General features: G+C 68.7%; 22 protein-coding genes. 7 read left to right on the top strand and 15 right to left on the bottom strand.

All coding sequences use genetic code 11. From position 1 onward, the window contains the following. The first annotated feature begins 147 nt into the window (after positions 1–147). Positions 148–2,193: an alkyl/aryl-sulfatase gene (locus FB390_RS27230; protein WP_141812127.1), complete on the top strand. Its 2,046-nt coding sequence runs from the start codon at positions 148–150 to the stop codon at positions 2,191–2,193. A gap of 12 nt (positions 2,194–2,205) precedes the next feature. On the opposite strand, the gene FB390_RS27225 is transcribed toward FB390_RS27230, so the two are convergent. The 4 genes from FB390_RS27225 to FB390_RS27210 form a co-directional block, all read right to left on the bottom strand. Beyond that, positions 2,206–3,330: an acyl-CoA dehydrogenase family protein gene (locus FB390_RS27225; RefSeq protein ID WP_141812126.1), complete on the bottom strand. Its 1,125-nt coding sequence runs from the start codon at positions 3,328–3,330 to the stop codon at positions 2,206–2,208. 73 nt (positions 3,331–3,403) lie between these two features. Next, positions 3,404–4,831, bottom strand: coding sequence for a DUF1254 domain-containing protein (locus tag FB390_RS27220; protein WP_141812125.1), 1,428 nt, complete (start codon positions 4,829–4,831; stop codon positions 3,404–3,406). Positions 4,832–4,897: 66 nt separating this feature from the next. Continuing rightward, the gene (locus FB390_RS27215; protein WP_141812124.1) at positions 4,898–5,092 is read right to left on the bottom strand and encodes a ferredoxin; all 195 of its coding nucleotides are present in this window, start codon (positions 5,090–5,092) and stop codon (positions 4,898–4,900) included. Further along, positions 5,089–6,558, bottom strand: coding sequence for a cytochrome P450 (locus FB390_RS27210; RefSeq protein ID WP_141812123.1), 1,470 nt, complete (start codon positions 6,556–6,558; stop codon positions 5,089–5,091). Before FB390_RS27210 ends, FB390_RS27215 begins: the two co-directional genes overlap by 4 nt. Before the next feature lie 99 nt (positions 6,559–6,657). Here FB390_RS27210 and FB390_RS27205 point away from each other — a divergent pair, with 99 nt between their 5' ends. After that, a complete protein-coding gene (locus tag FB390_RS27205; RefSeq protein ID WP_141812122.1) occupies positions 6,658–7,314 on the top strand; it encodes a TetR/AcrR family transcriptional regulator in 657 nt (218 codons plus the stop codon). Positions 7,315–7,667: 353 nt separating this feature from the next. Beyond that, positions 7,668–8,096, top strand: coding sequence for a hypothetical protein (locus FB390_RS27200; protein WP_141812121.1), 429 nt, complete (start codon positions 7,668–7,670; stop codon positions 8,094–8,096). 16 nt (positions 8,097–8,112) lie between these two features. On the opposite strand, the gene FB390_RS27195 is transcribed toward FB390_RS27200, so the two are convergent. Further along, on the bottom strand, positions 8,113–8,613 hold the full coding sequence (locus tag FB390_RS27195) for a CGNR zinc finger domain-containing protein (RefSeq protein ID WP_141812120.1): 501 nt from the start codon (positions 8,611–8,613) through the stop codon (positions 8,113–8,115). Positions 8,614–8,638: 25 nt separating this feature from the next. On the opposite strand from FB390_RS27195, the gene FB390_RS33765 reads away from it, so the two are divergent. Next, a complete protein-coding gene (locus FB390_RS33765; protein WP_185757293.1) occupies positions 8,639–8,803 on the top strand; it encodes a hypothetical protein in 165 nt (54 codons plus the stop codon). A gap of 4 nt (positions 8,804–8,807) precedes the next feature. Here FB390_RS33765 and FB390_RS27190 read toward each other — a convergent pair whose 3' ends face one another. Next, positions 8,808–10,091 carry a sensor domain-containing diguanylate cyclase gene (locus tag FB390_RS27190; RefSeq protein WP_141812119.1) on the bottom strand — a complete coding sequence of 428 codons (1,284 nt, stop codon included), beginning with the start codon at positions 10,089–10,091 and terminating at the stop codon, positions 8,808–8,810. 13 nt (positions 10,092–10,104) lie between these two features. After that, on the bottom strand, positions 10,105–10,914 hold the full coding sequence (locus FB390_RS27185; RefSeq protein ID WP_141812118.1) for an SAM-dependent methyltransferase: 810 nt from the start codon (positions 10,912–10,914) through the stop codon (positions 10,105–10,107). 404 nt (positions 10,915–11,318) lie between these two features. Here FB390_RS27185 and FB390_RS27180 point away from each other — a divergent pair, with 404 nt between their 5' ends. Continuing rightward, on the top strand, positions 11,319–12,227 hold the full coding sequence (locus FB390_RS27180) for a cation diffusion facilitator family transporter (protein WP_246124398.1): 909 nt from the start codon (positions 11,319–11,321) through the stop codon (positions 12,225–12,227). Between the two features lie 12 nt (positions 12,228–12,239). Here FB390_RS27180 and FB390_RS27175 read toward each other — a convergent pair whose 3' ends face one another. Beyond that, entirely contained in the window at positions 12,240–13,583 is a 1,344-nt protein-coding gene (locus FB390_RS27175) for a carotenoid oxygenase family protein (protein WP_141812116.1), read from the bottom strand. A 400-nt stretch (positions 13,584–13,983) separates the two neighbouring features. Here FB390_RS27175 and FB390_RS27170 point away from each other — a divergent pair, with 400 nt between their 5' ends. Further along, positions 13,984–14,325, top strand: coding sequence for a MerR family transcriptional regulator (locus FB390_RS27170; protein WP_221639424.1), 342 nt, complete (start codon positions 13,984–13,986; stop codon positions 14,323–14,325). A gap of 716 nt (positions 14,326–15,041) precedes the next feature. On the opposite strand, the gene FB390_RS27165 is transcribed toward FB390_RS27170, so the two are convergent. From FB390_RS27165 to FB390_RS27145, 5 genes are all read right to left on the bottom strand, one after another. Next, entirely contained in the window at positions 15,042–15,533 is a 492-nt protein-coding gene (locus FB390_RS27165; protein ID WP_141812115.1) for a hypothetical protein, read from the bottom strand. Next, entirely contained in the window at positions 15,530–16,876 is a 1,347-nt protein-coding gene (locus FB390_RS27160) for a DNA polymerase III subunit beta family protein (RefSeq protein ID WP_185757292.1), read from the bottom strand. Before FB390_RS27160 ends, FB390_RS27165 begins: the two co-directional genes overlap by 4 nt. Before the next feature lie 784 nt (positions 16,877–17,660). After that, positions 17,661–18,734: a DNA glycosylase AlkZ-like family protein gene (locus FB390_RS27155; protein ID WP_141812113.1), complete on the bottom strand. Its 1,074-nt coding sequence runs from the start codon at positions 18,732–18,734 to the stop codon at positions 17,661–17,663. A gap of 30 nt (positions 18,735–18,764) precedes the next feature. Continuing rightward, on the bottom strand, positions 18,765–19,178 hold the full coding sequence (locus FB390_RS27150; protein ID WP_141812112.1) for a DUF7144 family membrane protein: 414 nt from the start codon (positions 19,176–19,178) through the stop codon (positions 18,765–18,767). A gap of 85 nt (positions 19,179–19,263) precedes the next feature. Next, on the bottom strand, positions 19,264–20,772 hold the full coding sequence (locus tag FB390_RS27145; protein WP_141812111.1) for a flavin-containing monooxygenase: 1,509 nt from the start codon (positions 20,770–20,772) through the stop codon (positions 19,264–19,266). Positions 20,773–20,842: 70 nt separating this feature from the next. On the opposite strand from FB390_RS27145, the gene FB390_RS27140 reads away from it, so the two are divergent. Beyond that, complete coding sequence (locus FB390_RS27140) at positions 20,843–21,844, top strand: AraC family transcriptional regulator (RefSeq protein WP_141812110.1); 1,002 nt, start codon at positions 20,843–20,845, stop codon at positions 21,842–21,844. On the opposite strand, the gene FB390_RS27135 is transcribed toward FB390_RS27140, so the two are convergent. Together FB390_RS27135 and FB390_RS27130 are read right to left on the bottom strand one after the other, a co-directional pair. Beyond that, positions 21,845–22,561, bottom strand: a complete 717-nt coding sequence (locus FB390_RS27135; RefSeq protein ID WP_141812109.1) for a DUF5642 family protein — start codon at positions 22,559–22,561, stop codon at positions 21,845–21,847. A gap of 48 nt (positions 22,562–22,609) precedes the next feature. Further along, positions 22,610–23,107 (bottom strand): AAA family ATPase, encoded by a 498-nt coding sequence (locus FB390_RS27130; RefSeq protein ID WP_185757291.1) that lies wholly within the window; start codon positions 23,105–23,107, stop codon positions 22,610–22,612. Positions 23,108–23,137 lie beyond the last annotated feature (30 nt).

Below are 23,137 nucleotides of genomic sequence, written 5' to 3'. Positions count from 1 at the left end.
CGGGCGAGCGCTGACCGGCCCGTGTCCGGCCGACATCCGGAGGTGGAATCACTATTGCAGTATCACTGCAATAGTGCGTATCGTCGACCGAAACCGCCGATGGGCGGCAACTACGGGGCGAACGCCCGCGACGAGCTAGGAGCGCGCATGGTCGAGCGGGAGAACGGCGACACGACGAGCCCGCGGGTGTCCCGGCGCGGCGTCTTCGGCGTCGGCGCGGCGGCGCTGGCGGCCGCGGGCGTCGGCGTCGGACTCGGCGGCTGCGCGGACGACGACCAGGTGCGCCCCTCGGCGACACCGACCGACCCGAGCGAGCACATTCGCGCCGCCAACCAGCGGGCCGCCGAAACCCTGCCCTTCTCCGACACCGCCGACTTCGCCGACGCCGACCGCGGCTTCCTGGCCGCGCTCGAACCAGGCGTGGTCACCGACGAGCGGGGAAAGGTGGTGTGGGACAACGACTCCTACGCATTCCTGCGCGAACCCTGCCCGCAGTCGGCGCATCCGAGCCTGTGGCGGCAATCCCAGCTCACCGTGAAGCAGGGACTGTACGAGATCGCGCCCGGCTTCTATCAGATCCGCGGTCTCGACCTGTCGAACATGACGCTGGTCGAGGGCGACACCGGCGTGATCGTGATCGACCCGCTGATCTCGGCCGAGACCGCGGCCGCCGGACTGGCGCTCTACCGCGCGCACCGCGGGAACCGTCCGGTCACCGGTCTGATCTACAGCCATTCCCACGTCGATCACTTCGGCGGCGCGCTCGGCGTGACCACCCAGCGGGACGTCGCCGAGGGTCGCTGCCCGGCGCTCGCGCCCGTCGGCTTCCTGGAACACGCTGTCGCCGAGAACATCTACGCCGGGACCGCGATGGCGCGCCGCGCGGCGTACATGTACGGCGCCGCCCTGCCGCGCGGTCCGAAGGGACAGATCGGGGCGGGCCTCGGACAGACCACCTCGCTCGGCACCGTCACCCTGATCGAGCCCACCGTCGACATCGTCCGCACGGATCAAGAGGAGACGATCGACGGCGTCCGCATGGTGTTCCAGCTGACGCCGGGCACCGAGGCGCCCTCGGAGATGAACTTCTACTTCCCCGACCGCAGGGTGCTGTGCATGGCCGAGAACGCCACCCACACCATGCACAACATCCTGACCCTGCGGGGCGCGCTGGTCCGGGACCCGCACGTGTGGTCGAAGTACCTGACCGAATCGATCAACCGCTACGGCCGCGCCAGCGACGTGGTGTTCTCCTCCCATCACTGGCCGGTCTGGGGCACCGACCGGATCGTGGAATTCCTTTCGGCGCAACGTGATCTGTACGGCTACCTCAACGACCAGACGCTGCGGCTGCTCAACAAGGGTCATGTCGGCGCCGAGATCGCCGAGCTGATCCAGCTGCCGCCGGAGCTGACGAAAACCTGGTCGGCACAGGGCTATTACGGTTCGGTCAGCCACAACGTCAAGGCCGTCTACCAGCGCTACATGGGCTGGTTCGACGGCAATCCCGCACACCTGTGGGAACATCCGCCGGTCGAGTCCGCCAAGCGCCACGTCGAGGCGATGGGCGGCGCGAAGGAGGTCCTGAAGAAGGCGCAGCGCGCCTACGACGCGGGCGACTATCGGTGGGTGGCGCAGATGGTGAACTACGTCGTCTTCGCCGACCCGGCCGATACGACGGCAAAGCATCTGCAGGCCAGCGCCTTCGAGCAGCTGGCCTACGGCGCCGAGAACGCCACCTGGCGCAACTTCTATCTCAGCGGTGCGCACGAACTGCGCAACGGCTCGTTCGGCACACCGACCCAGGCGAATTCGACGGGCCTGCTCGCCGCGATCAGCGTGGAGCAGGCGTTCGACGCGATGTCGCTGCGCGTCGACGGACCGAAGGCGTGGGACACGCGGCTGGTCACCGACTGGCGATTCCGCGACGAGGGCGATCGCACGCACCGCGCCGAACTGCGCAACGGTGTGCTCGTGCACTACGACCGCCGCCCCGGCGACGGACTGCCCCCGCCGGACGCCACGATCGTCCTCACCCGCGCCGCGCTGTTGCGGGCTTTTCTCGCGGGCGGCGATCTGCGCGCGGCGGTGCGCGACGGCGAGATCGCGATCGAGGGCGACGCCGCGGCGCTGGCACGGCTGCCCGGCCTGTTCGACAAGCCGGATCCCGGCTTCGCCATCGTCACCCCGTGACGTGCGACCGGATCACTCCCCGTCGACCACGCCGAGGACTTCCTTGCCGATCACACCGGCGAGCACCTCGGTCGAATACGCCATGAGCTGACCGGCTTCGGCATCGCGCAGGTGCCGCTGGATGGGCGAGCTCTTGAGGTATCCGGAGGCGCCGCCGACCCGCACGCCGAGTTGCGCGACGTCGACGGCGACCTTGTTGGCGAGGTACTTGGCCCGCCCGAGCGTGGGCAGGAACGCCGGAATCCCGTTGTCCGCCTGCCACAATGCGCGCTCGTACAGCGCATGCGCGGCGGCCAGCCTGGTCTGCGCGTCGGCGACCTCGTGCTGCACCCACTGCTGGTGCGACAGCGGGGCGCCGAGGATCAGCCGCGACGACGCGTGCTCGACCAGGGCGTCCAGCGCCGCGTCGGCGATGCCCAGCGAGAGGGCTGGCAGCCCGGCGGGGATCACCGCGAAATCGCCCGCGTCGGGCCGTCTTCCGCGGTACTCGGCGCGCAGGAGAGTTCGCTCGAACGACAGCAGCTGACTGCGGGTGGCGCGCAGCCCGAGGGTGTCCCAGATCGGAATGATCGACACCGTCGCGTCCGGCGCCACGCCGAAGAAGGTCGGCACGCCGTCGACCAGGGCGTTGACGAAGAGGTAGTCGGCGATCTCGGCGCCGGAGACGAACCGCTTGGCGCCGGTCAGCTCCCAGCCGCCGGGCGCGGGCAGCGCCTCCTGCTGCGGCTGGAGGAACCGATTGCCGCTGGCGGGTTCGGAGAGCGCGTTAGCGAATCGCTTGCCCGCCAAGAATTCCTCGGCGAAGAAGGGACCGAGCGTCGCCGCGGTGATCTCCGCCAGCGCGACGCCCGCGCCCGCGTGCATGGTCCAGATGGTCGCGGTGGAGGGGTCGGCCTTCGCCAGCGTGCGCACCAGCTGTCCGAACACCTGATAGCTCAGGCCCGTGCCGCCGACGCGCTCCGGCAGTACCGCGCGATCGACCTCGGCATCGCGCAACGCGGTCAGGTGCTCGACGGCGATCTCGGCACGTTCGTCGTAATCCGCCGCGACAGTACGGAATTCCGCGGCGAGTTCGCCGACGCGGTCGAGCGCGCGGCGCTCGCTCGCGCGTACCGGGAAGGGACTTGGTTCGGTCACGGGGCGCTCCGGTCGCGGCTCGGCGGACGTGTCGCGACAAGACTACGCAGCACGCACGGGACGGCCGCGCGCTTCACGGTAAGAGGGTGACCGGCGGCGGCTGCCAACGGCCGGCGATCGCCTCGGGGCGCGGCGCGAACAACCGCATGGCGAGCGAGAACGGGCCTTCCGACGGAATCGGCAGCCAATTGCCCTGTGGGACCGCGGATCCCGGATCGTCGTGCTGAATCGCCAGCTCGATCGAGCCGTCGAGGCCGGGCACTACGGGCACCTGATGGCCCACCGCGTAGATACCCGCCGGGTTGGGCACCAGGTAGTCGTCCTCGCCGTACGCGGTGAGCGACCAGAACGCGTCGACCGGTGGCGTCTGTCCGGCGGCGAAGCGCAGGCGGAACCGGGCGGGCGTGCCGTTGTCGTCCGCGGTGCCGTAGTAGGTGGGATAGATCGCGTCCTCGGCCAGGTTGGCGCCGAGGTTGTGTCGCGCGACGGACGCGCGGTGCAGGTAATCGGTGCCGTACGTGCCGATTCGCGGATCGAAGGTCCAGTCGTTGATTATTCGGGTCTGCGGGTCGACGTAGACGTCGATGGTGTGCTTGGCATCGGTTGCCGCGTCTGCCAAGTCCGCGTCGGAGAGGCCGCGGACGCTGCCGCCCGGCGCGATCCCGATCTCGGCGAACCGTGCCATCGCGGGTTCGTCGGCGGGCGCGGGTGGATCGGTGTCCATGAGGACGCAGAGCTGGTCGAAGAAGTCTCTGGCGTCCATGTCGTCGACCTGCTCGGCGGGCGGCTTCGACGGTTCGGCGGGTTCGACCGGGTCGGCGGGCGCGACGCGGCGCGCGACCCAGTCGTCGAGCGGCGCCAGCCGTATCCCCCGTTGGATGTCACGAACGGCGGGGATGTCGGCGGCGCCGTTGACCTGGATGCGACCGAGTATCCAGACGGTGGGGGTCGGCGTCGGCAGCGGTGTCAGATCCTCCGGGAGGGCGCCGGACCAGTTCGGGCCGGTGATCACGTAGGTGAACGGCGGAGTCGGCACGCCGGGCCGGACTTGGGGGCGCACGCTGCTCGGATTGTGGATGGTGTTGGTCCAGGCATCCATGATCTGCATCAGCCAGTAGCGGCCGGGGTCGGTCGCAGGAACCTGAAGCACGATCGGCCCGCGCGAAAGATCGAGCCACGCGGTGGAGTACAGCGTGTCCAGGTTCATCCGCACCACGTCGCGCCGATCCGGCGTCGGCAGCGACTCGGCGTGCTGGAAGCGGTTGATCGGCGTGCTCTTCAGCGCGGCGTCCCGCGTCGCGTGCATCAGCACCAGCGGGTAGCCGAAGACGTAGGCCTCGTTCGCGATGAGGTCGGCTTCGCTCCGGACGGCGGGATCCTCCTCGGCCGCCCGGTCGCACGCGGCGAGGCCGACAGCGGCCGTCGTCGCCCAGCCGAGCACGGTGCGGCGCGTGATCTTGCGTCCCGCACCCGATGAATGCGCACCATCCCACTCGTTCATGAGTCTCCTCGCGAGGATGTCAGAGGGCGAGCCTCGCGAGTATAGCGACATATTTGCCGATGACAATCAATCCGCCGCCCACCGTAACGCCTGGACAGGACAGCTGTCGACTGCCAGCGCCACCACCTCGGCATCCGGCGGCGATACCGACTCGACGAGCGGCTCGACGACGCCGTCCGCGCCGACGCGGAACAGCGCGGGCGCCAGCGCCTCGCACATGCCGTGCCCCTCGCACCGGCCGCGGTCGGCCGCGAGCCTCACGGCCGGATCCGTTCGAGCCGGATGGGCAGCCCGTCGGCTGGTGTGGGACCGGTCCCCGCCACCAGCGGCACCTGGTAGTCCGCGGGCACGGTCCAGCGGTACCGGAGCAGCATCTGGTGCAGCACGGCCTTCACCGTCATCCCGCCGAAGTAGAGCCCGATGCACTTGTGCGCCCCGCCGCCGAACGGCGACCAGGCGAAGCGGTGCGACTTGTCCTCACGGCGCTCCGGCGCGAACCGCTCGGGGTCGAAAGCGGTGGGATCGCGCCAGAATTCGTCGGTGCGCATCATCGTGTACGGGCCGCACATGATCAGTGTTCCCCGCGGCACGTAGTGGCCGAGGATGTCGGTGTCGCGCAGGGTCTCGCGGGCCTGCTGCGCGACCGGCGCGTACATCCGCAGTGCCTCCTTGAACGCCATGTCCAGCGCGGGCAGCCGGTCCAGATCGTCGTAGTCGAGCGAATCCTTGCCGAGCGCACGGGATTCCGCGCGCAACCGCTCCTGCCACTCCGGATGCCTGCCCAGCTCGTGCACCAGCATGGCGGAGGCGATCGTGCTGGTGTCGTGTGCGGCCATCATCACGAAGATCATGTGCTGGACGACCTCGTCGTCGGTGAAGGTGTGCCCCTCCACGGTGCTGGCCCGGCACAGCACGCTGAACAGGTCGTTGCCCTGGCCCGCGCGTTTGACGGGAAGCTCGCGGCGGAAGTACTCCTCGAGCACCCGGCGACCGCGCAGCCCGCGCGCCCACACCCCGCCGGGCAGATTGGCGCGGACCAACGCCGTGCCGCCGTGCACCGCGTCCTCGAAGGCGTGCTCGAGCTTGGTCCCCTCTGGTCCGAGCGCGGCGCCCGCGAACACCTCGGTGGCCTGTTGCAGCAGCAGCTTCTTGATGGCGCTGTAGACGGGAAAGTTCGCGGCGGGACGCCACTTCTGGATGCCGTCGCGCAGCAGCGGCGTGGTCAGCTCGAGATAGCCGACCAGGCGCGGCCGGGTGAACGCCTGCTGCATGATCCGGCGATGGAACAGATGCTCGTCGAAGTCGCGCAGCAGCAGGCCGCCGCGGAAGAACGGGCCGATGAGCCATTCCCAGCCGCGCTGCGCGGAGAAGACCTTGTCCCGATCGAGCATGACGACCTCGAACGCCTCCGGGCTCCCGACGGTGACCACCGGCCTGCCGAGCACGCCCATCCACTGCACCGGGCCGAACCGCTCGAAGCGGTCGCGCGCGAACTCGATCGGATCGGCCAGGGTGTGCAAGGTGTATCCGATGCCCGGCGGTCCGAAATCGCCGACCGTCGGGCGCAATCCGCTGCCCGCCGGTGGTTCGGCCAGTGGACGCACCCTGGTCGGATAACGGCGCACGAAACGGACGCCGACGCGCTGGACCCGCCAGGACAGCTGGGTCCGCAGCTGCCTGGCCCCGTCGGACACCGCACTGACACTTTGTGGCACGAGAAGACTCATGGCCCATCCCTTCGCGACGCTGCGATGAGTCGACGATATCGGAAACGTACGTTTCCGTACACGTTTGTTTCCCAACTTGTGCTGTGCCAAGCTGGCCGCGTGACTCGCGCATTCACCGGCACGTACCGCGGGGTGTCCAGCGCCGAGCGTCGCGAGGATCGGCGCAGGCGGCTGCTCGACGCCGCGCTGGCCATCGTCGGCACGCAGGGCCTCGCGGCGCTCACCGTGCGCGGGGTCTGCGAACAGGCCAAGGTCGGTCCAAGATTCTTCTACGAGGCGTTTCCCGATCTCGACGCGCTGGCCGCCGAGCTTCTGCTCGAGGTGCAGCGTTCCGCGCTCGATCGAGCCCGCACGGCCATCGCCGAGACCGAAGGCTCGCCCGCGGAGCGCATCCGGGCCGGTGTGGCGGCACTCATCACCGAACTCACCGACGACCCGCGCCGAGCGAAGATCGTCTTCGCGCAGGCCTACGGCAACGAGGCGCTGATGCGCACCCGGTTCGCGGGCATGCGCACGGTCGCCGCCACCATCATCGAGCAGACCCGCATCGTCCTGGATCTCCCCGAGGGTCAGGAAACCGCGGTCGCCGCGACTTCCCAGCTCATCACCGGCGGCGCCGCCGAACTCGTGCTCGTCTGGCTGGACGGCGGACTCGACGTCGACCGCGACGGCCTGATCGATCTGCTCGCCGATTTCACCATCGCGATGATCGATCGGCTGCCCGAGGTGGCCGGACGGCTCAACGGCACCGCCTGATCGCGCACGATCGCGCAGCCAATCGAACACATTCGATCAGTGGCAGCGATTGCCTGTGATTTGCGAGTGCGGGCACTTCACGCCTGGAGGTAACGCTCCGCAGCGCCGCGACGGTTGAATCATGATGCTGGGGAACGTGATTCACCACGTCGACCGGACGGTTCGGTCACAGCGGCCGCGTCGGGGCTATACACTGTTTTGCAGGTCAGTTCTCCTCGTAATTGCCGAATTGACCTCGGACACAAGTTGTCCCGACCTATGACCGGCTGTTCTCTTCTGATTACGTTGGGAGGCAAGATGATCGATCACAGCTCACCGGTCCGGCCGACCCGCGTCCCCACCGGAGGTGCAGGATGATCGAGAACGCGTACGCGGCCGAGGCGGCAGACACCACCGAACCGCGTCATCGCACCATTACCGACCCCGACGGACCCGGCGGGCGTTTGCCGGGCAACCGCATGTGGGCGGTCTCGGCGGTCGTCGTCGAGGCCGACGGCCCGAGTCCGCGCCACGGCGTGGTGGCGGGCGCAGATCTCGGCGACGCGGCCGAGCAACTGTGCGAATACCTGCCCGAGACGGGCTCCGACGAGGACTACTACCTGGTGGCCAGGCAGGTCCCGTTGGTGACGCACGGCCCGCGCAGCGGCGGCCAGATTCCGCGCCGCACCTGGGTCAGCCCGATCCAGCGCGACGACGATACGGGCCAGGCGACCTACGGACGCTGGACGCGCGCCGAGGAGCACCCGCACTTCCAGCTGCATGGACCGCTCGTCACCAACTGAGTTCGGCCCGGCGGGGTCACGCCGAGCGACGCATCCGGTGGTCGGCGACGTGCACCCGGTTCGAGCAGCGAGTCGAACAGAAGCGGCGCCGACCGTTGCGGGAGGTGTCCACGAAGACCATCGCGCAACCCGGCCGCGCGCAGCGGCCGATGCGCTCGGGGTCTTCGCAGAACAGCGCCGCGAGCCCGGCCGCCGTGTAGGCCTTCACCCGCTCGTCGGTCGGCGCGTCCTCGTGGGCGTAGTGCAGGTGCGGCGGACGACCGTCGTGGGTGGAAATGTAAGGGCGACTGGTCGTTTCGGCCAGCAGCGCGTTGAGCTGCGGCACCGAGGGCGCGTCGAAGACCTCCGCGAGCCGCGCGATCCAGCGGCGCAATTCCGCGGTCTGCGCCGCGTCGAGCGAACCCAGCGGCTTGTATCCCGCCGCGTCGAGCACCTCGAGCAGGTCCATTTCCGGGTCGGCGTTCACCAGGCGGGCGGCCAGCTCCGCCGCCGTGCCGCCGTAAGGGTTGAAATGCACAAAGCCATTACATCAGGCTGAGATCATGTCCGCCACTTGCCCTTCCTGCGCCTGGCCCTCCCCCACCGTCGTGTCCGCGCACGGCGCCGTCCGCTATCTGCGCTGCGTGTGCGGGCGCTGGTTGATCAGCCAGGACGGCGCGGTGATCGCCGCGGCGGGCGACAGTTCGCTGGCCGAACCGGTCCGGTGATCGGTCAGGCCGACTGCGGCCCGCGCGACGAGCGACCCGCCTTGTCTCGGTACATGGCGGTATCCACCGCGTGCATGAGCGCGTCGACAGCGCTCGGCCGGTCGATTTCGTAGACGATGCCGACGCTGGCGCCGACGTGCACGGGATGCCCGGCCACTCGCAGCGGCATCGCCAGCGCGGCGCGCAGTTCGTCCGCGACCGCCGCCAGCTGCGGCTCTCCCGCACAACGCTCGATCAGCACGATGAACTCGTCGCCGCCGATGCGGGCCGCGAGTCCGGCGCGCGGCTCGGCGGCGGCGCGCAGGCGCTGGGCCACTTCGTGCAGCACTCGATCACCGACGGTATGCCCCCACTCGTCGTTGACGGCCTTGAAACCGTCCAGGTCCAGGTAGCACAGGCCGATCGGCGGCACGGCGCCCGCGAGCCGATCGAAGAACAGCAGCCGATTGGGCAGGCCGGTCAGATCGTCGTGGTGGGCGTCGTGCCACAGCCGGTCGGCCAGCTGCTTGCGTTCGGTGACGTCGACGGCCACGCCGATCAGGAATTGGATCCGCCCGTCGGCGTCGCGAACGGCCGACATCGACAGGTCGATGTGGGCCAGTTCCCCGTCCGGGCGCATGTGCGGGGTCTCCAAGCGGAACCGATCGGTTTCCCCGGCCAGCATGCGACGGAACTGGCTGTAGGCGTGGCCGATGTTGGCTGGCCCGAGCAGATCGGCCACCGAGCGGCCGGGCATGTGTTCCTGCGGCAGGCCGAGCATCTCGGCGAAGGCGGCGTTCACGGCGAGAACGCGTCCGGTGACGTCGACGGTGCCGATGCCGACCGAGGCGCCGGCGAACACCGCCTCGAAACGGGCCTCCGAGAGTTGCCGCCGCGCCTCGGCGTCTCGTGCCGCGGCCAGCGCGGCACCGAGGGTCGTCTCCTGTTCGACGAGCGCGGCGGCGCGCAACGCACCGGTGCAGCCCGCGGCGAACTCGGCGGCCACGGCGACGGCGCGATCGCGCACCCGTTCGTAGCCGAGGTCGCCGGGGGCGCAGATCTCCTCGACCATGTCGTGGCAGATCATCGCGATCGAACGGCTGACGACGAGCGGGTCGCGATAGTTCGCGGCCACCAGCACCACGGCCGCGTCGTGCGCGTTGCGCAGGTCGGCGTCGCCGCGGATGGCCGCGACGAGGAGTTCGGCGAGATCGGCGAGCATCGCTTCCGTCTCGGTCCGCGTGAGCGTAGGGGCGACGACGCCGTCGAGCGCGTCCGCCCATCGCAACGCCAGCTCGCGCAGACCCACTACTCTTTCCGCCTCAGCCCTTGCGACCCACGCCCGCGAGGCCGAGCGATCGGCCGGGCGCCTCGTGATGATCGCGCTCGGATTCCGGGCGCCAAGCGGGTAGCTCGACCACACCCGGTTCCACCAGGTCCCATCCGTCGAACATAGCCGTGATCGCCGCGGCGGGTCGGAAGTGAATCCCGATCTTGCTCTGCTGGGCCGCGTTGGCGCCGAGCTGTGCGGCGTCCTCGGGCCGCAGCTCGGAGGTCAGGTGCGAGATCGCCAGGTAGGAACCGCTCGGCACGGCGTCGCGCACCGCGGCGACCCGCTCGGCGGGCGCGTCGTCGTCGGAGAGCAGGTGCAGCACCGCGACCATCAGCACACCGACGGGCTGCTCGAAGTCGATCAACCCGGTCTCGCGGACTTTGCCGAGCAGTTCCTCGGGCTTGCGCAGATCGGCCTCGATCGCCGCGGCGCGGTCGTTGCCGTGCAGGATCGCCTTCGAGTGCGCGACGGCGACAGGGTCGATGTCGGCGTAGAGGACGCGGATCTCGGGATCGATCTGCTGCGCAACCTCGTGCACGTTGCCCGCCGTGGGAATGCCCGAGCCGATGTCCAGGAACTGGCGGACGCCCGCGTCGACCAGGAAGCGCACCGCCCTGCGCAGGAAGGCCCGGTTGCTCAGTGCGACTCGCGGCAGGTCGGGAACGAGCTGCTTGCCCAGTTCGGCAGCCTTGCGGTCGACATCGAAGTTGTGCGAGCCGCCCAGCAGCGCGTCGTACATCCGTGCCGGGCTCGCCTGTTGCATATCGACGCCCTCAGGCGCCCACGCCGGCCTGTCCATCGAATACCCCTTTGTGTCGGGCCTTCCGAGTGACCGGAAGGCGCGCACCGCGCGGATGGTTCGGTCGATCACCCACGAGGTGCGTCCGCATCGTAACCGCAGGTCCGAACGACAGTGCACCGCAGAAGATCACAGTTGCGCAGCGCAGTAGCGCGCCCGGATGCGGGTACCCGCCCGGCAACCGTTCTACACCCACGAATGCAGACATGCGCATGTCTGCAAGATAGGTTAGGCTATGCGGCGGCAGCCGTCCGAAACGGAAGGAACGTTCGACCATGGGAGATCAGTGCGGGTCGCCGCGACCGACGAACACCGCGGCGGAAGAGCCCGAGTGCGCCGGGGATCGTCGGCATTCCCATGATCACAGCCACGACCACGGCAACGGGCACCACCACGACCACGGCGTGTCCGCGGACTCCGACCCACGCTGGCTGAGCATCGCGCTGGCACTGATCGTCGCGTTCATGGCGGCGGAGGTGGTGGTCGGTCTGCTCGCGCAGTCGCTGGCACTGATCACCGACGCCGCGCACATGCTCACCGACGCCGCATCGATCGTCCTCGCGCTGATCGCCATCCGCCTGTCCAAGCGGCCGGCGCGCGGGCAGTACACCTACGGCTACAAGCGCGCGGAGATCCTTTCGGCGCAGGCCAACGGCATCACCCTGCTGCTGCTCGCGGCGTGGTTCGTCTACGAGGGCGTCAACCGGCTGATCCATCCGCCGGACGTCGAAGGCCCACTGGTGTTCGTCACCGCGCTGATCGGCATCGTCGTCAACATCATCGCCGCGTGGTGCATCAGCCGCGCCAACCGCACCAGCCTCAACGTCGAAGGCGCCTTCCAGCACATCCTCAACGACATGTACGCGTTCATCGGCACGGCCATCGCGGGCGCGGTGGTGTGGCTGGCGGGCTACCCCCGCGCCGACGCCATCGCCGCACTCGTCGTCGCCGCGCTGATGGTGAAGGCCGGGTGGGCGCTGGTCCGCGAATCGGGGCGGATCTTCCTGGAAGCCGCGCCCGCCCACCTCGATCCCGACGCCATCGGCGCGCGAATCGTCACCCTTCCGCAGGTCAGCGAGGTGCACGATCTGCACGTGTGGGTGATCACCTCGGGCGAGCCGTCGCTGTCGGCGCACATCCTGGTCGACGATCGAGCCGACTGCCACGCCGTGCGGCTGGAAATCGAGCGGGTATTGCTCGCGGAGTTCGGGTTGGAGCACACGACGTTGCAGGTCGACCACGTGTCGGAGTTGGATTCGGTGGCGGCGGATCTGCATTGCGCGGAGCCGCACGGGCGGGTGCATCGGTCTTGAGGTGGGTCGGCGTCAGTGGTCGGGCAGCCAGTTTCCGTGGAACCCCGTCGGAATCCGGACGGGCAGGTGCACTTCCGCGATCGGTCGGGCAGCCGGGTCGGCGGCGTCGAGGATCGCCAGGTAGCTGGTGCCGCGGGAGCGGTCGTGGACGAAAGTCATCAGGTATCCGTCGTCGCTGTCCGCCGCGCCGGCGCGTGCGACGAAAGCCGCTTCACCGCAGGTGTGTCCGGCGGGCAGTCGGTGTACTCGGCGCGAGACCGCTCCGGCGAAGTCGTATTTGTAGATTTCCGAGTGGTCCGGTTCGGCCTCCATCGAGAAGCTGGTGACGTACCCGAAGCGGTTGCACTGTCCGACATCGGCATCGGCGACTCGCGGGTATTCGATCGCCGCGTCGTCGAGTGCTTGCTCGGTGGCGGAGCCCGTGCTCGGATCGAGCCGCCAGCGATGCAAGCGCGGGAGTCCGCCACCCACGTCATCGGAACCACCTCGCCACAGCGTGGGTACCCGGCAGCCGGTGACCGTGATGGCGCCGTCCGTCTCGAACGCGTTCATGGTGTGCCACACGTAGCAAGGTTCGACGTCGAACCAGCGCACTTGCCCGCCGTCTCTGCGCATGACACCGAAACGGGCGCCGTGCCGGTCGTCCCATCGCCAAGGCATCCCGGACGAGGCCGGGTCGAACACCACGGGAAGGTCCATGAAGATCGCGTAGGTTTCGGTGATGGCGAAGTCGTGCATCATCGTCGCGCGCGGCACGGGCACCACCTGCGTCTGGAGCAGCTCACCGGTCGCCGCGGCGCGGTAATAGGTCAGAAACGGTGGACGCTGTCGGACACCGAAGAACAACAACTCCCCGGTCCTCGGGCAGATCTTGGGATGCGCGGTCATCGGAGTGTGCAGCGCGTCGGCGAATGTGAAGGGTCCCACCGTCTCCAACTCCGGCGTGATCTCGTACGGGAACCCGCCTTCCTCGAGTGCCAGCAACCGACCCGCATGCGCGACCACGTGGGTGTTCGCCGTGGTAACGCGGTAGTCCACCTTTCCGCTGTCGCGGTCGAAGGCCAGGGCGAGCCGGGACTGCCCCGGATGCGCGAACAAGGGGGTGCGCACATACCGGTTGCGGTACCAGCGAGCACGTCCGCCGCGCAACGCCACCGCGTGGACCATGCCGTCGCCCGAGAAATAGTGCGGCGACCAACCCGTGCGCGGGTTGGGTCCGTTACGCAGATACACCCCGTTCAGGTCTTCGGGAATCGCTCCGATCACCATGGCCGGTTCCACCGTCACCTCCTCGGTGATCGGCGCGTTGTTCCCCGAAAGGTGCAGGGGCGCATCGGCATTCTGCGCGGTCGACATGAGCTGTTCTCCTGTTCGCCCAATGGGTCGCCCCAGGATGCGGTGACAATTCGTGAAGAAACAGTCTTGTTCTTGCCGCCGGCGTCAGCCGGTTCGAGAACACGCAGCACAATGCGGTGCGAAAATTTCGGATCGTGACCCCTCATCGAGCCGAATTGCTCGGGGAGCGGTTTTGCCACACCCCGGAGATCGCGGCTCGAAGCCGCGACTCGGTGGCCGGACACCGATTGGTTGGCGGGAACGGATGGTGTCGCTCGCACCGCTCGTCGGCTGTTACGCCGCGGCATCGTCCACTCGGCGTGCGACGTTGCGCGGTGCTGCGCCGGCGCGTCTGCGCATCGTCCGCCGAGCCAGCGGTAGCACGAACCAACGGACAGCCGGGTTGTCGTTGCGTCTGAACATGCGCCAGTGGATCGCGCACGTCGGCGGTCCCGTGGCTTCGCGGATCTACGAACTGGAAACACGCACCGGCGTGGGCAGGCACACGTTGCGTTACTACGAACGCCAAGGCCTGCTCGGCGACGTGCACCGCTCGAGCAACAACTCCCGCGAGTACCCCGAGTCCTTGGTCCGGGAAGTGCGGCTACTGCGCAACATGCAGTCGCTTGGCTTCTCGCTCAACGAGATTCGGCAGATCTCGACGGAGTACGCGCCCGCGACATCGACTGCGCCGACGGCGCTCGCCTGCCGGCCGACAAACGAGTCCGCGTGGAAGAACAGATCACCGCCCTGCGCGGAGTGAGCCGCGTCCTCGCGCGAGAACAGAAACGCCTCGAGGACAACGCGCGCCTCCACGGGAAACTGCCCGGGTAGCGTGTGGTCACCACTCGCGCCCTGCGGCTGCCCGCGAACTCACCTCACAGCTGATGCCCGCACCACCACACCCCTTCGCTCGCCCACCCGAAATCGACGGTAGTCAAATGGTGGCTAACCAAGATCAACTAACCACCATATGACTACCGTCGAATCCATTTCACTATCGACGGTAGTCAAATGGCGGAAGCCCCCTAGACAACGCAACAGAACAACCCACCCGAACACCTCGAAACGCAACCACAGCCGGTCGACCACGCCGGAACCCGAACCCACGCTCGACAACTGCGGAAGGTAGGCCGGGTACGGCACCCAACGCGCCCAGCACTGCTCAGAGGTAAACCTTGGTAGGCCAGGCTATTTGGACCCGCGGACCGGGGTATCACGTCCCCCAACGCGACCCGCCACCGAACAAGCCGTACCCAACGCACCCCGCTCAGAGGAAAACTTGGGTAGGCCAAGCTATTTGGACCCGCCGACCGGGGCATCACGTCCCCCAACGCGACCCGCCACCGAACCCGACGTCCCCAACCACGCGTCTCACCGGATTGCCGATCACTCGAAACCCGAGCGCTGTACATCCGCCCCGATAGCCAGTCCAACATTTACCCAGCCGTACAGGCTACAGGCCACCAGGAGCACGATTCAGCGCGGAGCGGACGCCCTCGGCTCGGTGCGCCCATCCCGGATCGCCTCCGCCACTTCCTCCACGGCGGTGCGCAGCATCCTGCCGTACTGGTCCTGTCCCAGCGTGTGCAGACACTCGCGAGCGGCCTCGATCTGCTGCCGGGCGGCTTCGAAGGAGCCGAGGCGGCGGTAGTTGTCGGCGAGGTTCAGGTGCAGGGAGGGGTAGAAGCCGCGCACATCGAGCCCCGCGTGGTGACGGTGGACGCGTTCGTCGGTGAGGCTGTCTGCGGCGTCGAGCGCGCGGATGTCCCAGGTGAGGGCCTGCGCGGCGTCGTCATGCAGGTCGGCGAGGTAGTGCGCGAGGGTGCAGCGGTGCAAGGGATCGCCCTGCGGGCCGAGTTCGGTCCAGAGTTCGGTCAGCGTGGTGCGAGCGGCATCGCGGTCGCCCGCGCGGCCGAGTTCGACAGCGCGGGAAATGGCATCCATGGTGGCGTCGGTCTGATCGGTCATCGGGTGTGGTCCTCCGTGCTCGGTACGAATGTGGGCATGACGAGAGTGGTGAGATCACCGTCGGTCGCCGACCGGACAACGACGGGCTGGTCGGCTGCGGCGAGATCGAACATCAGATCCGGCCCGAGGGCGCTCGCCACAGCGGAGCGCAACACCTCGGACCGGAACGCGAGCTTCATCGGGGCTCCGGTGACGACAGCGGGTAATCGAGTGACGGTGACGGCCCCCGCCACCCCCGGGCCGGGCTCGTCGCTGGCGCACGCGACGGTGTCAGCTGCGCCGGTGACGACAGCAGGCAGCTGGTTTTCCATGGCGGCGGCCGAGACGACGAGGCCGGAGCCGTCGGTGGCGCAGGTGGTGGCGTCAGCTGCGCCGGTTGCAACGACAGGTGGGCGGGCCTCCGTGATGGCCCGCGAGTTTGCGAGGCTGAAGCTATCCGTGGCGCACGTGGTGGCGTCTGGTGCGCCGGTGGCAACGGCGGGCAGCCGGGTGCCGATGACGGCACTCGAGACCGCGAGGCCGGACGCGTCGATGGTGCACACGACGGTGTCGGCAGCCGTTTCCAGCAGGTCGAGCAGGGCGGTGCGGGCCACCAGCATCCGAGTACGGACCGGGGACAGCCCGTCGAGGACGGCACGGTAGTCGGGGAATGGTTGCTCGATTCCGGTGCAGCGGTGCTCGATTTCTCCGCTGGCGAATGCGATTCCGGAGTCGCTCGGCGCGAGGACCACTTCCTCGATCGAGTCCAGCCATGGGCGCAACGGCGCGAGCGTCGCGGCTTCGACTACCACCGACCACTCTTCGCCGCCGTCCCGCAGCGGTGCGAGGGTGCGTGTCGAAAGCCGGTAGCGGTCGGTGGCAGTGAGGGTGAGCGCGGTCGAATCCGCTTCCACCAGTATCCCTGCGAGCGCCGGCACGGTGTCGTCGATCGCCGCGGCGGTGCCGACTTGCCCGATGGCGCGCGCCAAATCCGCAGCGGGTACCGCGATGCCGTGCCCGGCGCCGAGGGCTCGCTTGACCTGCGCCGCTACCCGAGCGGCGGCGTCGGCCCGGCGCGCGAGCTCGGCGACGTGCGCGTCGAGCAACCGTTCGGCGCGGCTCGGATCGCCCGACAAGACCTCGGTGATCGCCTCCAACGACAGCTCGATGCCCCGCAGTCGCCGAATCAGCACTGCCCGCTCGCACTGCGACCGCGTGTAATACCGGTATCCGGTCACCGCGTCGACCTCGGCGGGGACCAGCAGTCCGCAGTCGCCGTAGAACCGCAGGGCGCTCGCCGTCAGCCCGCTGGCCCGCGCCAACGCGCCGATGGTGATCAACTCCTCGATCCTGGAACTCCGCACCGAGCCATCATGGAGTCTCAACCAACATGAAGGTCAACCGTGTCGGCTACCGGGTGGGCCTGGAGTGCCGATGCGCCGGTGGGCGTGGGATGCCTAAGGGGTCGCAGCGCAGCATTCGGTTTCGTGACACGCAGATCGGGGCAGGGAGCCAGGGCGGCGTTGGGTGACTGCCGGTGCGGCGTTCGGTTCGCGCCGATAGCGCGGTCGGGGTGCGCCTGGGGGTCGGGGTGGTTGGGTCGGCTTGTTCGGTGGCGGGTCGCGTTGGGGAACGTGATGCCCAAGGTTCACGAGCCCAAATAGCCTGGCCTACCAAGGTTTACCTCTGAGCAGTGCTGGGCGCGTTGGGTGCCGTACCCGGCTTACCTCCCGCTGTTGGGGGGCGTGGGTTCGGGTTCCGGCGTGGTCGACCGGCTGTGGTTGCGTTTCGAGGTGTTCGGGTGGGTTGTTCTGTTGCGTTGTCTAGGGGGCTTCCGCCATTTGACTACCGTCGATAGGGAAATGGATTCGACGGTAGTCATATGGTGGTTAGTTGATCTTGGTTAGCCGCCATTTGACTACCGTCGATTTCGGGTCGCAATTTGGCCTGCGGCGGTTTCGGGTCGCAATTTGGCCCGCGGCGGTTTCGGCTCGCAATTTGGCCCGCGGCGGTTTCGGCTCGCAATTTGGCCTCCGGTGGTTTCGGGTCGATGTCAGGGCTGCGCCGGGATCTGGAGAGGTAGGCGCGCCCACCAGCTCAGTAGGTAAAGCAACATGCTGTGGCGCACAGCCTCAGAGCGGTCGACACCTACTCCCACTCGAACCGCAACCTCTCATCCCCGGTCAACCCAACCGCATCCCCTTCCACCGCTTTCCGGCGCCCACGCCTCAGCTTCTCGAACGCACTCACCACCATCCGATGCTCCCCACGCCGGTACCGCCAAACCCCCACAACCTCCCCATCGACCAGCACCGCCCCCGGTGCGGACAACGCCCGCCACACCTCCCGCCGCCGAGCACTATCCGGAACCAGCAAAGCCCGATCGGCTTGCCGCAGATACGGATCCCCGGGCGGAACCAGCACCACACCTTCCGGCGCAACCGCCCCCAACACCGCGTCGACGAGCGATTCCGGCATCTCGTACCGCCGGTCGTCCACCTGCACGCGCACCAGCGTGCCCGCAACCTCGCCCCACGCCTCGTCGACGCCGACGCCGAGCCAATCGCGGAAGAGGGGGCGGGTGGTGGGGCCGTTCACCCGGAAGAACGCGCGCAGCAAGGCGAGGCGCGGCTGTTGGACGCCGACCGCCGGGTGATCCGGGGTCGGGTACAGCATGGTCGCGCGGTTCACCTCCGGGCCGAGCACGATCTGGGCGTGGCAGCCTGCCGCGCGAAACAGACCGTCCGGCACGTGCGTCGCGCGGCAGCGGTCGCACCAGCGCGTCAGCCCGGGTGACACGCGCGCGGTCACCGCGGTGCTGGCGGCGGATTTCGGGGTCGGTCCGGTGACGACCGCGCGCAGCGCCGCGGCGACCTCGGCGACGGCCTCGACGTGCGCCGCGCCGCCCTCGTCGGAGGTGCGCGGCGCGAGTGCGTCGCGCAACACGTCCAGCTGGGCGAGTCGGTGCGCGTGCGGGGCGCCGCGCAGCGACCACCAGGTCACCAGCGGACCGGCCGGGTCGATGGCACGGGCGAGCGGTGTCGACCCGATGCGGTCGGTGCGCTGGCGCAGTGAGTACGCGGCGCCGCCGAAGCGGCCGTCCTGGAAGCCGAGTAGTAGCAGGTCGTCCAGCAACCCGCCGTTGGTTCGCCCGTTCAGGCCGTGGCCGCGCCAGCGGTAACCGAGCCACTGCGCGCGGCCGACGGCGATCGCCTTGGCCATGGCCCCACCATAGAGACCGAGCCGCGGCCGTCAGTATTCGTCGGTACGCCAGGTCGACACCGCCCAGATCACGACGATGCTGAGGGCGATGATCAGGATGGACCAGTACGGGTAGTAGGGCAGCGACAGGAAGTTCGCGATGATGGCGAGCGCCGCGATGACGATCGCCGCGACCCTGCCCCAAGTGCTTCCGGTCATCAGGCCGATCGCGCAGATCACCAGGATCACGCCGAGCACGATGTGGATCCAGCCCCAGGTCGAGATGTCGAACTGGTACACGTACTCGGCACCGACGACGAACAGTTCGTCGTCGACGACGGCCGAGATGCCCTCCAAGATCTGCAGTACGCCCACGGTCAGCAGCAGGATCGCGGCGCCGATGGAGGTGCCCGCCGCGATGCCCTGGCGAACCGGGTGTCGGGTTTCCGGTGTGGTCATCTGCATTCCCTTCCGCGAAGGAGAAACCTGAAGGTCCATCCCAGCGGCTGCACCGGCGGAATACCTCACCCGTTTCGGGTGAGGATTCCGATCAGCGTGCCGCGGCAGGCACCGGCACGCGGTGGGTGCGCGGCGTCGGCTTCAGCGTCTTGTTCAGGTTGGTGCGCAGAGTAGTGGCCGAATCCAGCAGATAGTTCTGCCGGACCTTCCACGGATGCCGCTCGCCTTGGCGCGGGAACTCGTCGATGGAGCGCTGGATGTATCCGGAGGCGAGATCGAGCAGCGGATGCTCGGTGAGCACGTGATCCGGCTCGGGGACGACGGCCGCGTAGTCGTTGGCGTCCATGTGCCGCAGCACCTTGCAGACCAGCCGGGAGGTCAGGTCGGCGCGCAATGTCCACGAGGCGTTGGTGTACCCGATGCAGACCGCGAAGTTGGGTACGCCGGTGAGCATCGCGCCCTGCCAGACGAACTGCTCGGACAACCGCACCGGAACGCCGTCGACGTGCGGCGTGATGCCACCGAAGGCGAGCAGCCGCAACCCGGTCGCCGTGACGACGATGTCGGCCGCCAGCACGCGCCCGGACTTCAGCCGGATCCCTTCGGGCACGAAAGTGTCGATGTGGTCGGTGACCACTTCCGCCTTCCCCTTCTTCATCGCCTTGAAGAAGTCGGCGTCCGGCACCGCGCACAGCCGCTGGTCCCACGGGTCGTAGCTGGGCGTGAAGTGCTCGGCCACGGCCCGCTCGTCTTTGAGGATGCGACTGGTGAGACCGGTGAGCAGCTTGCGCGCGGATTCGGGGCGACGGCGGCAGTACTGATAGAAGCCGATGCCGAACAGGATGTTCTTGGTTCGGATCACCCGGTGCGCCGGGCGCGGCGGGAGCAGTTCGCGGATCTTGTCGGCCAGTTTGTCGCGGCCGGGAACCGCGCTTATCCAGGTCGGGCTGCGCTGCAACATCGTCACCAGCTCGGCCTCTTCGGCCATCGAAGGCACCAGCGTGACCGCGGTCGCGCCGCTGCCGATGACCACGACCCGCTTGCCCGCGTAGTCGAGGTCCTCCGGCCAGAGCTGGGGATGCACGATCCGACCCGCGAAGCTGTCGGCGCCGGGGAACTCCGGCGCGTGGCCGCGGTCGTAGTCGTAGTAGCCCGCGCAGGTGTAGAGGAAGCCGCAGGTGAGGGTGCGCTCGACGGTGTTGCCCGCCGCGTCGCGTTCGGCGAGGGTGAGGGTCCACCGGGACTCGGCGCTGGACCAGTCGGCCGAGATCACCTTGGTGCGGAAGCGGATGTGCCGGTCGATGCCGTTCTCGGTCGCCGTCTCGCGAATGTAGCGCAGGATCGAGGGCCCGTCGGCGATCGACTTCGCGTCGCGCCAGGGCTTGAACGGGTAGCCGAGGGTGAACATGTCCGAATCCGAGCGAATTCCCGGATAGCGGAACAGATCCCAGGTGCCGCCGAGCGCATCGCGCGCCTCGAGTACGGCGTAGCTCTTGCCGGGGCATTCGGTCTGGAGCCGGTACGCGGCGCCGATGCCGGACAGGCCCGCGCCGACGATCACGACATCGAGGTGGTCCGGTGCGACTGCGGTGTCGGTCATGGCCTCCAGTGTGCGGATCCGATCGACCGTCTTCTTGACTTCACGCGACAACTATTTGATTCTGAACGACATGTCCGTCATCCGGTCCGCAGGCCTGCGCGGCTTCCGCGCCACCGTGGCGGAGCTGGGCGGCAATGCCGAGGAGTACGCCGCGGCGGTGGGCCTACCCGCTGCCGCCTTGGACGCGGACGATCTACTCGTTCCCGACCAGGCCGTTGCGGCGGTCCTGGAGTTGGCCGCCCATCGACTCGCCTGCCCGGACCTCGGGCTGCGCATCGCGCACCGCCAGGATTTGGACATGCTCGGCCCGCTGGCGCTGGCGATCCGCAACTCCCCCACCCTCGCCGACGCGCTCGAATGCTCCTCGCGCTACCTGTTCGTGCACGCGCGCTCGCTGAGCCTGGCCCTGGCGGCCGACCCGTACGGCGACCGCGGCGTGATCGCGCTGCGCTACGGCGGCCCGCCGGACCTGCCCGCCCCGGTCCAGGGCACCGACCTGGGCCTCGGCTTCCTGCACCGCGCGATCCAGCGGCTGGCCGAGGAACGCTACGGCCTGCGTTCGGTCGAACTGCCCTACCACCCGCCCGCACCGCTGAGCGCCTACGAGGAGTTCTTCGGCGCACCGGTTCGGGTCGGCCGGTCCGCGGCGATTCTGCGGATGCCGAGCGCCCTCGCCGACCGGCCGCTCTCGGGCGGCGACCAGAACCTGCACCGGCTGGCCATGGCCTTCCTCGCCGAGCAGACCGCCGACACCGGCGCATCGATCGTGCCGAGGGTGCGCGCCGCGCTGCGCCAGCTGCTCGGCACGACACCACCCGAAATAGGCGCGGTGGCAAGGCTTTTCACCACGCATCCGCGCACCTTGCAGCGCAGGTTGGCGGCGGAGGGCACCACCTTCGCCGCCTTGCTCGACGACGTGCGCCGCGACGAAGCCCGCCGCTATCTCACCACCACCGACATGCCGATGAGCCAGATCGCCTCGCTACTCGGCTTCGCCGAACAGGCGACCTTCACCCGATCCTGCCGTCGCTGGTGGGGGCGCACGCCGACCGCCCTGCGCCGTGCGGGCTGACTACGCCGCCTTGCGCACCTTCTCGACGGCGTCGAGGAAGAACTTCTCGAACGCGGCCTCGTCCAGCGAGTCCTTCAGCGCGGCGACGCGCACCACGACGGTGGTGCCTCGCAGCACGGCCATGCCCTGGTAGGCGGTGGACGTGAGCGGCTTGCCCGCGCCGACGGTGGAGGTGCTCACCGACTTGTAGACGATCGCCTCGGCGCCGTTCAGCCCCGCGGGCGCGTCCAGGTTCTCCACCTTGACCACCGAGGTGATCTGCTTGCCCTCCACCGTGGAGGTCGCGCTCACCTCACCGCACTTCTTGTTGCCGTCGGTGATCTTCGCCAGGTCGGCGGTGCGACCCGCGACGAACTCGACGAACATCAGCCCGGCCTTGTCATCGGTGGCGCCCGCGACGGCCGCGTCGGCGAGCAGGTTCTTGGTCGCCGTGCCGAGGTCCTGCTGCGTGTCCGCGCAGTCGGCCGGGGTGATGGTCGAACTCTGTTGGGTGCCAGCGAGATCGGCGGCCGCCGTCTCGAGCCGGTCCTTGGGCAGATCGACTTTCTTTGTACCGGCCGGGAATTCGGACTCCGAGAGCAGTAGCTGGTCGCGCGGGGTGGTCGGCGCGGCCGAATTCGACGCCGCGTCGTCGTTCCCGCCACAACCGGCGAGCAGCAAGACGCCCGCCGAAATCCCCGCCAGCAGGCGTGCCCCTTGGTACCGCAGTGTGATCATGCCGGTCAGCATGCCAGTACCCGTCCCGCGCGGCAGCACCGGTCCGTGCTACGCGCGCGGCGAACAGGCGGCCGGTTCCTTGGGCAACACGTGGGCGAGGACGATGTCGGCCACCCGCGGAACCGGCACCGTGGTCACCACCTCCAGGGTGGCGTCCTCCCGCAGCAGCGGTTCGACCGTATCGAGATAGCCGAGAGCCTCGGCGAGTTCGGCCGGATCCTTGCCGTACGAGTTCGTGGCGCGGGTGGTCAGCCGGTGTTCCAAGACCTCGGCGGGTGCGCTGAGCAGCACGATGTGGTGGAAACGCGGATAGAACAGCGTCTGGTTGCGCGTCGTGCCCTGCACGAACAGCGCGCCCGGTTGCGATTCGGGGGCCGAATCCAGCAGCGCATCGATTCGGCCTGGCCGCCAGAGGGTTTCGCCGTCCACCGTGCGGTGGTATCCCCCGTAGTCGGTGTCGACGGTCCGATAGCCGCGCGCGGCCAGCTCCCGCAGCAGAGAGGACTTGCCTACGCCCGACATTCCGGTGATCAGCACGCGCCGCACGAGAATCGACGGTATCCGTTCGGGGCATCC

This window comes from Nocardia bhagyanarayanae, assembly GCF_006716565.1.
Taxonomy (GTDB): Bacteria; Actinomycetota; Actinomycetes; order Mycobacteriales; family Mycobacteriaceae; genus Nocardia; species Nocardia bhagyanarayanae.
The sequence above is the reverse complement of the archived record's forward strand: the minus strand, read 5'-3'. Positions and strand labels throughout refer to the sequence as shown.